The following is an 11,553-nucleotide window of genomic DNA, read 5'->3' as shown; positions in this document are numbered from 1 at the left end:
AATTCTTGTAATATGCTTAATAATTAAGTTTTTATAGCATATTTTTTCAGTTCTTATTAAGAAAATCATAGGTTTTCATAATATTCATAATTTTATTGTGAGTATACTATAAAATTACACATATTAATACATTTTCATATGTCAAGTGAAAGTAAATTGATTCCTATTGGAATCATATCATCTCCTTATGGAATTAGAGGACAGGTAGCCATTAAATCTTTTACTGATCCTGCTAGTAATATTTTAAACTATGAATTAAAAGATTATCGTAAAAATATTATAAAAATTCACTCAGCCAAAATACTATCTAAAAAAATTATATGTAATATTGATCAAATTGTAACCCGTACAGCAGCTGAGCAGTTAACACGTACAAAACTATATATTTATAAGCATGAACTACCACAATTACCAGACTCAGAATATTATGTTGCAAATCTTAATGGAATAAAAGTCAAGAACCTAGAAGGAGAAATAATTGGTAAAATTAATAATATCTGTAATTATAATGCAGGCGATATTATTGAAGTAGTATATAATGACGGAAAAAAGATTATGTATCCATTTACTAATGAAATATTTCCTCAAATAACAGAAGACTTTGTTGTTATAGTACCACCTGAATTCATATAGAATATGTTTAGATCTAAACTATACTACGCTCAGTAAAATTTCAAACTAAAATTATTCACAATAAAATCATATTTGGCTACTTCGATTGTTTATTGTAAATTAGAAAAAGTTAAAAAGTTAAAAAGTTAAAATGCGTCTTAAGCAGTATTAACATTACTAAAATATTTTGACATCGCATTAAATGCAATACTATAATAGCTGCTAAATTAAATAACTAAGAGGTTAATATGAGCTATAAAGCAAAAATTTCCATAATAGGAGCAGGCAATGTTGGAGCAACATTAGCTCATTTAATCGCTGTTAAGGAGTTAGGTGATATAGTAATAGTAGATAAAACCAAAGCAGTTGCTCAAGGTAAAGCTTTAGATATATCACAAAGTATGGGTATTGGTAAATCTTGTATTAATATAACTGGCACTAATAATTATCAAGAAATTCAAGATTCAAATGTTATTATAGTAACTGCTGGTATAGCTAGAAAACCTGGAATGTCCAGAAATGATCTAGTTAATACTAATGCTCAAATAATGATAGATATAGCAACTCAAATTAAATACTACTCTTCAAATGCTTTTGTTATTGTCGTTACCAACCCACTAGATGCTATGGTCTGGGTTATGCAGAAAAACTTAGGCTTTGATCATCAAAAGGTAATAGGAATGGCTGGAGTACTTGACTCAATTAGATTTAAGTACTTCTTAAGCCAAGAGTTTGGCGTATCAATTAATAACGTTAATGCTATGGTATTAGGTGGCCATGGTGATACTATGATACCGTTAGTAAAATACTCAACAATAGCAGGTATACCAATCATGGAACTAGTAAAAATGGGATGGAGCACCAAAGAAAGAATTGATCAAATAGTACAAAGAACTAGAGATGGAGGAAAAGAAATAGTTAGTCTCCTACAAAAAAGTTCAGCATATTATGCTCCAGCAGCAGCTACAATGACAATGGTTGAAAGCTATTTAAAGGATCAGAAACAAATTTTAGCATGTTCAGTTTATGTTGAAAATTATTATAGTATAAAATCAGAAGGTTTATATATTGGCATGCCAGTAGTAATAGGGAAAAATGGAGTTGAAAAAATTATCAAACTTGAATTAACTGAGATAGAACAGCATGCTTTTACACAATCAGTTAATGCAGTTAGAGAATTAATTACTACTGTTCAAGAATTATAATCAATTGTGCTGTAGAAAAATTATTAAAATAAATATAACCTTTAAACACTTTTATACTTTAAAGTTCATAAATACAAATCTTTGAATTAAAAATGAAATTATTAATTGTAGAATCTCCAGCAAAGGCTAAAACCATAAATAAATATTTAGGTTCAGACTTTCAAGTAGTAGCATCTTATGGGCACGTAAGAGATCTACTTGCAAAAGCAGGATCAGTACTGCCAGAGCAAGATTTTTTAATTAAATACGAAATTAATCCAAAATCCACTCGACATATTAAAACCATTTGTGATCTTGCTAAAAAATCAGAATGTATTTATTTAGCAACTGACCCTGATCGAGAAGGAGAATCAATTTCTTGGCATATCGTAGAAGTACTAAAAGAAAAAAAGATTTTTGCTAATTTTAAAAGAATAATATTTAATGAAATTACTAAAAAAGCTATAGGTGATGCACTACAACAGCCACGCGATATTAATTTAAACTTAGTAAATGCTCAACAAGCTAGACGATCATTAGACTATCTAGTAGGATTTAGCCTTTCTCCTTTGCTATGGCGTAAATTACCAGGCTGTAAGTCAGCTGGACGAGTACAATCTGTAGGACTCAGGCTAATTTGTGAACGCGAAGAAGAAATATCAAAATTTATATCTCAAGAATATTGGAATATTCACATTGATATGATTAGCAACAAAGATGAAATAGTAACAGCAAAACTAATAGAATTTGATGGCAATAAATTAGAAAAGTTCTCCATCACTAATCAATCCCAAGCTCAAGACATCGTTAAGAATATTGAAAATCAACAATTCAAAGTTATTGACATTACCAGAAAACAAAGAAAAAAATCCCCTCCTCCACCATTTATTACTTCTTCCTTACAACAAGAAGCCGCTGGTAAATTAGGATTTACAGCTAAAAAAACTATGACTATTGCTCAAAAGCTTTATGAAGGAATTGATCTAAATAATGAATCTACTGCTCTGATTACATATATGAGAACTGATAGTGTAATGCTGTCTAAAGATTTCATTGATGAAACTAGAAACTTTATTAGTTCAAGCTTTGGTAATAATTATTTACCTAGACAAATTAGAGCATTTAAATCAAAAGTTAAAAATGCGCAAGAAGCTCATGAAGCTATTAGACCTATTAACATTAACTTAACACCAGAGTTGCTATTAAACAAAATTGAAAAAGATTATCTAAAATTATATGAATTAATTTGGCAACGTACAGTAGCTTGCCAAATGGAAAATGTAATTCTAAACTTAGAATCAATTAATTTTGCTAGTTTTAATCAACTACATGTAGCTAAAGCTACTGGTTCAACCATAGCTTTTGATGGTTTCTATAAAGTTTACAAAGAAATTAATGACGAAGAAGAAAATAAAAAACTACTACCTAATCTAAGCCAAAATGAAGTGATGCAAGTAAAAAATATTTTGCCAAAACAACATTTTACTGAACCTCCTCCTCGTTATTCTGAGGCTACACTAGTCAAAACCCTCGAAGATCTTGGCATTGGTAGACCATCAACATACGCCACAATTATATCTGTATTACAAGAAAGAGATTATGTTATTCTAGACCAAAAACGTTTCATACCACAAAATAAAGGAAGGTTAGTTACAGCATTCTTAACTGCATTTTTTAAAAAGTATGTTGAATATGACTTTACAGCTAAGCTTGAGGACCAACTTGATAGCATTGCTAAAGGAATGATTGGATGGCAAGAAATACTCAAAAATTTTTGGACTGGATTTAATAATAACGTACAAGAAATAGAGCAATATAAAATTACAGATATAATACCTCAGATAGAAACCTTATTATCTAACTTTCTATTTCCAGTCCAAAATGGTGAAACTGATCATAAATTGTGTACCCTCTGCAAAGTAGGTAAGTTATCATTAAAACTAAGCAAATATGGAGCATTTTTAGCCTGCAATAATTACCCTAGCTGTAATTTTACTCGCAATATTGCAGCTGCTTTTGAAAATAATGATAATCTACCTAAAGGTAAAAATAATAAAGCAATTGGTTACTCAGATGATATGCAAAAAACAATATACCTTAAAGAAGGGCCTTTTGGTTGGTATATTCAAGCAGGAGAAGATAGTACTAATAAAAATGATAAGCCAAAAAGAGTGCCAATATCTGTAATTAGCAGTAGTCCACAGGATATAACATTAGAAACAGCAGTAAAATTGCTTGCATTACCTAAAGTAATTGGATTAAATCCCAATACTAACAAAGAAATCACTGTAGCTGTTGGCAGATATGGTCCATACTTGAAACACGATGGAAAGTTTATTTCAATACCCAAAAATTATGATTATCTTAATTTATCAATTAATGACTGCATAAAAATAATTACAAGCCCTTCATCTCAATTACGCAAAGCAAAAAAAGATGCACCTACTAACTCTGATAAAGTTGCTAAATCAAAATCTTAATGAGAATAAAATTAGTCAATAACTCAGCATATATAAAGCAATTAGGCATTGTCATTATCATAGCTAAAATCATATATTCTACAATATTATTTTGTGTAGAAATACCGTTTTTATCTCCTCTGTTTATTAATAAAGATATATTCAACTATGCATCTGTTGAATATCATCACTTACCAACAATGTTATCCTTACTTACTAGTTGTATACTAGCAATCAATATTAGCAATTCTGTACCAAAACGTTATCACCTAATTAAGATATTACAATACTTAGCACTCATAGGAATTATTTGCATTATATTTCCACAGATATATAGTACCCAGGTAATCTTAAATAACTATATTCCCATAATAAATAACCTAATTTTTATATTAGGGCTATCTTGTTTTGGAGTAGCAATAATTCTTTTGCATCTTGTTACAATTAACATATATAACTTAACAAGTGTAACTTTAACATTAATTATTTTTATTGTTTTCATTAGCTTTACTTGTTCTTATTACAGCTTACAAACAATAATTATCAAATATCCAATTGATTTACCATTTTTTTACGAAGCTATATTTTGGAGTGGTAGTAATATTATGAATGTTTTTTTTACCCAAACATTAATGGTAGCATGGGTATATTTAACACAATCACTATTACATATTAAGTTCAATGGCAAAATATTTTTTATATACACAGTTTTAATACTATTAAATACAGTAGTAGCAATTTCTGGATTATTAGGACACTTAATACATGATATGGAATCACCATACTTTCGGCAATTCTATATTAACTACACTCAATATTTTGTTAGTATAGCCCCAATTTTTTTTGCACTAACAGCATTGCATCAATTATTAACTATTAAATTTTATAAAAGTAACTACTACCATAATTTCAATAAGACAAATTTTAGCTTAGAAAATATAAACTTAACTCCCAATACAAACACAGAAAAAGATTTTCAAATTTTTCCGAACAGATATTGGCAACAAATCACTCCATCTTCTCAAAAGATAATATATCATGGACTGCTATCATCGATTATATTATTTATTACTGTTAATATAATCGGCTTATTAGTGAAATGCATAAATTCTATTGTTTATTATAACTCAGCAATAAGCATTTCATTAATTTTTATGACTATCAGCTACTATATTGCTAATAACAAATACGTAATTAATAATAAACTTGCTATACTGCAATTATGGCTGTACTGCATTAGTTGTTTATTAAATCTAATAGATTTTGATCATATTAATTCGACCTTACATTTAGTAAAGATAATTACTAATGTAGCATGTTATAGTAAAATAATATCTATTCTAACACAAGCGTTTTTCATTGTCATTATCTATAATGCTCGCATAAATAAGTTTAGCAGCAGTTAATGTATTTTTTAATAGATATGCTACTGTCATTGGCCCTACTCCGCCTGGAACTGGAGTAATAAATTTTACTAAATCTTTGATTTTTAAAAAATCTCCATCTCCAACTAATTTTCGTTTATGAGTTTGCAAATCATAAATATGACTTATTCCAACATCAATAAAAGCTAAATTACCTGAAAAATGCTTATCTGTTAAAAAATTCGCTTTTCCAACAGCTGAAATTACAATATCAGCTGTTCTAGTATGCAAGGCTAGATCAACAGTAGCAGAATGACATATAGTAACAGTACAAGAATTACGTAACAGCAATGCTGATAGAGGTTTACCAACAATATTGGATTTTCCTATTACAACTACATGTTTCCCCTTTAAACCTGTGACATAATACTGTAATAAATCTATGCATCCTAAAGCTGTACAAGGAATTAATCCTTGGTTAGCTCCAATATTAAGATACCCTATATTTATCGGGTTAAGCCCATCAACATCTTTTCTAGAATCAATTCTTGCAAATAATTTTAAAGCGTCGATATGAGGCGGAAGAGGCAATTGAACAATAATACCATGTACTGTACTATCACAATTTAAGTCATCAATAACAGAAAATAACTTTTTTTCCTCTATGAATTCGAATAACCTAATTATTTCTGAATCCATACCAATAGCCTTAGCTTTAGCTACCTTATTATTAACATAAATCAAGCTTGCATCATTGTTACCAACTAAAATTATTACCAACTTAACTGTTATTTGATATTTATCTTTAAGAGCTAGTAAGTCATTTTTTGTTTCTATCAACCTCAACTCAGCAAGCTTTTTACCATCCATAATTACTGTCATGAACGTAATACTCCCTTTACAGTAGAGTATTGAAAATGCATTTTTTTTCCAAAAACTCTTTGATAACAATGACTCATTGCAGTTGCAGCTTCAGCAAAGCCAGTCAATATCAGCTTTAATTTACCAGGATATGATGCTACGTCCCCAATAGCATAAATACCTGGTATAGTAGTTTCATATGTTATTGAGTTTACCTCAATTCTTCGTAAATCAGTTTTTAATCCCCACTTATGAATTGGCCCTAAGTCAGCTGCTAATCCAAAAAAAGCTAATAAATAGTCAGCTGGTAATGTTTGTGTACCTCCATTAAAATTAGTAACTAAAACTTCCTGAAGTAATCCATTTTCTCCAGTTAGTTTAGCTAATTGATATGGTACAATCATTTGAACTTTACCATATTCAGCTAATTGCTTTATTTGATTAAGGCTATGTGGAGCACATCTGAAATTCTCTCTACGATGAACTAAATATATTACTTCAGCGACATCAGATAAAAGCAATGTCCAATCAATTGCAGAATCCCCTCCTCCAGCTATAACTACCTTCTTATTAATAAATTTATTCTTGTCCTTTACAGAGTAAAATACAGTTTTATTCTCAAATGCTTCAATATTATCAAGTATTAATCTCTTATATTTAAATGCTCCACAACCAGCAGCAATAATCAACGACTTAGAGCAAATAACTTGTTCAGCCGACGTAGTAATGGTAATAATATCATTATCAATTTTACATCCTATAACTTGCTGACCTAAATGATAAACAGTATCAAATGGAGCTACCTGTTGTTTTAATTGTTCTATTAATTTAGCAGCTGTAATAACAGGATAAGCTGGAATATCATAAATTGGCTTATCTGGATAAAGAGTAACACACTGCCCTCCAATACAATCTAATGCATCAACAACATGGCATTTCATTTCTAACATCCCAGCTTGAAAAACAGCAAATAAACCAACTGGACCAGCACCTACAATAACTACATCAGCAGTGTGTACATTCTTAGATAACATTCTGTATTTGATTTTAAATTATATGTTTAAAAAATATTTTAAGGTAAAACAATAAACTTTGTAATAATAATTCTCTTAGTATTTTTACATTATAGAGTTTTATTGCCTATTAATACAAATTTATTCGACCATTAGCCTAGCATGTTTTTAGTATATCCTCAATATGTAATAATGTTCAATTAAATAGAAAAGAAATAAATGTTAATAAAATCATTAGGTAATCTTGGAGGATATATTGGTAAATCTTTAGGTGGAGGTATGTTATCAACTATTGGGCGTTTTACTGGAAGAACCATTGGCAATTACTTGGAATCGGAAAAAGTACATCAAAATCATGAAGAACACAACAAAAAGGTTTTTGAATATTATCACACTGGCAAACAAATCCATTCACTAAAAACAGCGCCAGAAGCATACGGAGACTATATTCCATTAATTTTTGGTACTGTAAAACTTCACGGCACCATTATCTGGATAGGAAATTTTAACATCAAAAAAGAAGCTACTAGTATTACTAAGCAAAGTTCAACTCACAATTATGAGCATAACATAAATTATGTTTCGATAGGTTTTGCATTATGTGAAGGACCAATTACTAAAATTGGCAAAATTTGGCATAACAACCAAGTAATTAACGATTTAGACTATGAATACACTCTGTATTATGGCACAGAAACTCAAGAACCTGATCCATTAATTACAGCTGCACAAAACAATAGTAATTGTACTCCTGCTTTTCGAGGATTAGCATATATAGTATTTAAGAATATTAACCTTAATGATTTCAACAATAAAATACCAATCTTTTCGTTTGAAGTTACAAGAAATCCTGATATTACCTTAGATTGTCATACTACGTTACAAAATGCAAATAGCTATAATACTGCAGATATGATTCAATCAATTGTAATAATACCTGGTAGTGGAGAGTTTACCTTGGATCCTCAAATACAATACAAGTATAATTCTAATAGCAAATCTCCTTCGGTAGCAGTTAATTATCACAATAACTTTAACTTAGCAAACAGTGTCGTTAGCCTTAATCAATTACTAAATACTTGTAATAACATTAAATGGACAGCACCGGTAGTTTGCTGGTTCGGAACAAATTTAGATGCTAACAAATGCAAAATTATACCAAAAGTAGAATATCATAATTATGGCCCAAACTGGCAAGTTGCAGATTATATACGTGACAATGCTCAACTAGTAAGCAGAGATCTTACAGGAAACTTAAAATATGGTGGTTCAATTGATGACCAAAGCTTACTACGATATTTAGCATTACTTAAAAATAAAAAGCTAAAGATAATGCTCTACCCTATTATTATGATGGACACCAATGGTAAACCATGGCGAGGTAATATTCATGTTCCACAATATAGTGCCTCTGCTTTGAATTTAGATAATATCATTGCTACTTTCTTTCGAGGTGGTAAAGAATATACAGCAATTAATCCTAAAAAAGGATCATATAACTATTTTATTTTACATTATGCCAAGCTAGTTACAGGAAAAGTAGATGCTTTTATCATTGGTTCTGAATTAAAAAAACTAACCTCTACGTATAATAGATTTAGCAACAACGCAGTAGAAAAATTTCCAGCTGTATCAGAACTAATTGAGCTAGCCAAAGCAGTTAAATCAATATTAGGCAAGCAAGTATTAGTAAGTTATGCAGCAGATTGGAGCGAATATCACCATATTGATACCAATGATGGTTATTATTATCATCTAGACCCTTTGTGGGCATGTGATACAATAGATTTTGTTGGCATTGATGCCTATTTCCCTCTAACTCATATTCAAGACTCTAACATTACTATTGAAAAAATTAAACATGGATGGGAATCAGGAGAAGGATACGATTATTACTTTGACAATAATCAGCTTAAACAATTTAATAACATGGATTTAGCATGGAAAAACATAAAACATTGGTGGAGTAAATACCACACTAATTCTGATGGAAAACAAACGATGTGGATTCCTAAAATGAAACCAATCTGGTTCACGGAATTTGGAGTTCCTTCCGTAGATAAAGCAACAAATCAACCTAACATTTTTTTTGCTCCAGATTCAAAAGATCAGCAATACCCTAAATACTCTACTGGAGCAGTAGACTTCTTAATTCAAAGTAAAGCAATTAAAGCTAGTTTAGAATATTGGCAACAATATTCTAATATGGTAGAAAACATATTTTTATGGGCTTGGGATGCTAGACCTTATCCAACTTGGCCAACAAATCCATATTGGAAAGATAGAGAACTATGGCCAACTGGTCATTGGATTAATGGAAAACTTACCAGTATAAACCTAGCAGCAATGATACTAGAGTTATGTATTAAGAGCGGGATTGACTCTAGTAAAGTTGATGTTACTTCAATTGATGATGAAGTAGCTGGATTACTTATTACAAAAAATCATAAAACGATTGATGTGATAAATATGCTGCGGTGTTGTTATTTTTTTGATATAAAAACTAGCGCAATAAATAAAATTAGTTTTATGAAACGTAATCACAAAACTAATTTACAGCTATCAGCTAGACAATGTATTATAGAATCAAATCAAGCTTCAGTAAATCATACAATTATAGCTAAAAATCAAATCTTAAATAATATCAACCTTAAATTTATCGACGCTAATAATAATTATTGCCTTGCAAGCTTCAATTACACTTTAGAACAAGAAAATTATAGTCAACAATATAATCTAAACTTACCAATAGTAACTTCTCTACAGAATGTACAAAATATCTGCCAAACTATACTTAAAAATGCGAATGCTGAAAATATAGTATTTAGCTTTATACTACCTATTAGCTATGCATATCTTGAAGTCTCTGATATCATCACTCTAATCATTGAAGATATGAAATTTATTATTAGAATCATGAATATTAAATATTCTCAATTAATAATAATAATTGCAGCAGTAACCACTAATATAGTCAGTACTGCTACAAAAACATCAAAAGAATTATTTTAAAAACATACCATAGGCTTTGCATATGCTGCATTCAAGCAATTAAATACTAAAAAATAGAAGTTATAGTAAATACTATAACTTCTGGAGTTAATAAAATATAGATAATACGAGAAAGCTGTAATTTTTTTAAAACTTATAATCTTAACATCTTATTATATCACCTATTTCAAGATATTTAATATGTATGACACATATAAGAATATCTCTTCAAGAAGAATAATCTTCTTCTGTGAGAAGATTATTCTTAGTTACTTCTATGCTATATTACTTTTAATAATTGTGACGGATCTACGATTGAGTCTATATGCTTCGTCTTTATTATCTTTAGTAACTTCAACTTCAGGCTTGTCTTTTCCGTAAGAAGTAGTTTCTATTTTGTCTCTGCTTACACCTAATGTCACTAAGAATTGCTTAACAGAATCAGCCCTCTTTTTTCCAAGAGCAAGATTATATTCTCTAGTTCCACGCTCATCACAATGCCCTTCAATAATTATTTTGACATCTGGATTATTTTTTAACCAATCGCTTTGAGCTCTTAAAACTCTCTTGCTCTCTTCAGAGAGATCAAATTTTTCAGTTGCAAAATATACTTTATGTTTTCTATGTATAGCTTGTAAAAACTGTTCATGCTTTACATCAACATATCCTTCTTGTTGTGCATTATTACTTGTTACTTGATCGCTACTTTCAGCATTAATACTTGAGACAATTTCCGCTATATCATCGTTATCTTCTTTGAAATCTTTAGTTCCTAGTACTTGAGAAATAAAGTTACGCTGTTTATACCTTGGCCATAAACATTTCCACTTATAACCAGAAAGTAGCACTAATACACATATGCTAATAATTGACTTTTTAATCATACTTGCTTATCCATCAAAATATTTAAAATGTAGTAATTGTAGTACTACAACTATCTTACACTTAGTTACTATTAACTCAAAATTAATAAAATTTTATTATATGTGGTTAATTTTGCTAAATACTAAGCTAATTACTTCTAAATTTAATACTTAACTTAAATTAACAATTGATATTTAAAGGCAAT

Annotated in this window: 8 protein-coding genes; 4 read left to right on the top strand and 4 right to left on the bottom strand. The window is 29.6% G+C overall.

Annotation, left to right across the window (positions count from 1 at the left end; translation table 11 throughout):
• Nucleotides 1-138: 138 nt before the first annotated feature.
• From rimM to topA, 3 genes are all read left to right on the top strand, one after another.
• Nucleotides 139-633: a ribosome maturation factor RimM gene (rimM, locus tag OTBS_RS08400; protein WP_011945078.1), complete on the top strand. Its 495-nt coding sequence runs from the start codon at nt 139-141 to the stop codon at nt 631-633.
• A gap of 227 nt (nt 634-860) precedes the next feature.
• Nucleotides 861-1,817 carry a malate dehydrogenase gene (mdh, locus tag OTBS_RS08395; RefSeq protein WP_011945077.1) on the top strand — a complete coding sequence of 319 codons (957 nt, stop codon included), beginning with the start codon at nt 861-863 and terminating at the stop codon, nt 1,815-1,817.
• A 92-nt stretch (nt 1,818-1,909) separates the two neighbouring features.
• The gene (topA, locus tag OTBS_RS08390; RefSeq protein ID WP_011945076.1) at nt 1,910-4,276 is read left to right on the top strand and encodes a type I DNA topoisomerase; all 2,367 of its coding nucleotides are present in this window, start codon (nt 1,910-1,912) and stop codon (nt 4,274-4,276) included.
• 337 nt (nt 4,277-4,613) lie between these two features.
• Here the strand turns inward: topA and OTBS_RS15220 are convergent, their stop codons facing one another.
• The 3 genes from OTBS_RS15220 to OTBS_RS08375 all read right to left on the bottom strand — a co-directional run bounded on the left by OTBS_RS15220 (nt 4,614) and on the right by OTBS_RS08375 (nt 7,514).
• Nucleotides 4,614-4,757: a hypothetical protein gene (locus OTBS_RS15220; protein ID WP_173361681.1), complete on the bottom strand. Its 144-nt coding sequence runs from the start codon at nt 4,755-4,757 to the stop codon at nt 4,614-4,616.
• 838 nt (nt 4,758-5,595) lie between these two features.
• On the bottom strand, nt 5,596-6,501 hold the full coding sequence (locus OTBS_RS08380) for a bifunctional 5,10-methylenetetrahydrofolate dehydrogenase/5,10-methenyltetrahydrofolate cyclohydrolase (RefSeq protein ID WP_011945074.1): 906 nt from the start codon (nt 6,499-6,501) through the stop codon (nt 5,596-5,598).
• Nucleotides 6,498-7,514 carry an NAD(P)/FAD-dependent oxidoreductase gene (locus OTBS_RS08375; protein ID WP_011945073.1) on the bottom strand — a complete coding sequence of 339 codons (1,017 nt, stop codon included), beginning with the start codon at nt 7,512-7,514 and terminating at the stop codon, nt 6,498-6,500. The genes OTBS_RS08380 and OTBS_RS08375 overlap by 4 nt, the downstream gene beginning before the upstream one ends.
• 198 nt (nt 7,515-7,712) lie before the next feature.
• Here OTBS_RS08375 and OTBS_RS08370 point away from each other — a divergent pair, with 198 nt between their 5' ends.
• On the top strand, nt 7,713-10,505 hold the full coding sequence (locus OTBS_RS08370) for a glycoside hydrolase TIM-barrel-like domain-containing protein (RefSeq protein ID WP_011945072.1): 2,793 nt from the start codon (nt 7,713-7,715) through the stop codon (nt 10,503-10,505).
• A 254-nt stretch (nt 10,506-10,759) separates the two neighbouring features.
• Here the strand turns inward: OTBS_RS08370 and pal are convergent, their stop codons facing one another.
• The gene (pal, locus tag OTBS_RS08365; protein ID WP_011945071.1) at nt 10,760-11,368 is read right to left on the bottom strand and encodes a peptidoglycan-associated lipoprotein Pal; all 609 of its coding nucleotides are present in this window, start codon (nt 11,366-11,368) and stop codon (nt 10,760-10,762) included.
• Nucleotides 11,369-11,553 lie beyond the last annotated feature (185 nt).

It is taken from the genome of Orientia tsutsugamushi str. Boryong (assembly GCF_000063545.1).
Classification (GTDB): Bacteria; Pseudomonadota; Alphaproteobacteria; order Rickettsiales; family Rickettsiaceae; genus Orientia; species Orientia tsutsugamushi_C.
The sequence above is the reverse complement of the archived record's forward strand: the minus strand, read 5'-3'. Positions and strand labels throughout refer to the sequence as shown.